The organism is Ramlibacter sp. WS9, from assembly GCF_003797765.1.
GTDB lineage: Bacteria > Pseudomonadota > Gammaproteobacteria > Burkholderiales > Burkholderiaceae_C > Ramlibacter.
On record NZ_RKMB01000098.1, the window covers coordinates 1 to 826 of the forward strand.

General features: G+C 73.4%; 2 protein-coding genes. Both read left to right on the plus strand.

All coding sequences use genetic code 11. The features are described 5' to 3' along the window. Positions 1 to 337, plus strand: a 337-nt coding sequence (locus EEB15_RS33100; RefSeq protein WP_141514240.1) for an HAD-IA family hydrolase, incomplete at its 5' end; no start/stop codon positions are given. Between the two features lie 106 nt (positions 338 to 443). Next, positions 444 to 826: Nramp family divalent metal transporter (locus EEB15_RS33105; protein ID WP_198090359.1), on the plus strand; the 383-nt coding region annotated here is incomplete at its 3' end.

The following is an 826-nucleotide window of genomic DNA, read 5'->3' on the forward strand; positions in this document are numbered from 1 at the left end:
CGGCAACACCGCGCTGATGCTCGACGTCGCGCGGCACGCCGGGCTGCCCTGGGACATGCTGCTGTGCGCCGACCTGTTCGGCCACTACAAGCCCGACCCGCAGGTCTACCTCGGCGCCTGCCGCCTGCTCGACCTGCCGCCGCAGGAGGTGATGCTCTGCGCGGCGCACAACTACGACCTCAAGGCCGCGCGCGCCCTCGGCCTGAAGACCGCGTTCATCGCACGGCCGCTGGAATACGGCCCCGGCCAGACCCAGGACCTCGCCGCCGAGCAGGACTGGGACCTGATCGCCAGCGACCTGCCGGACCTGCACCGGCAACTGGCGGCCTCGGCCTGACCGACTTCCTCCTTCCTGCCCCCTGAACCGCTCGCCCAACCTGCGCGCCACGGCGCGCCGGGAAAGGCGCGCGCAGCGCCGGCACGCGTCCGGCAGGAGCTTCGTCATGTCCGCGAAGGATACCCCGGCCCCCCAGGCCGCCGAGCCCGGTCGCGCCCAGCCGGTCGAAGTCCCCGGTGGCGGCCACTGGTGGCGCCGCCTGCTGGCCTTCGCCGGCCCCGGCTACCTGGTCGCGGTGGGCTACATGGACCCGGGCAACTGGGCCACCGACGTCGCCGGCGGCGCGCAGCTGGGCTACCTGCTGCTCTCGGTGATCCTGCTCTCCAGCCTGATGGCGATGCTGCTGCAGGCGCTGTCCGCGCGCCTGGGCATCGCCAGCGGCCTGGACCTGGCCCAGGCCTGCCGCGAACGCTACTCGCCGAGCACCTGCCGCCTGCTGTGGCTGGCCTGCGAGACGGCGATCATCGCCTGCGACCTGGCCGAGGTGAT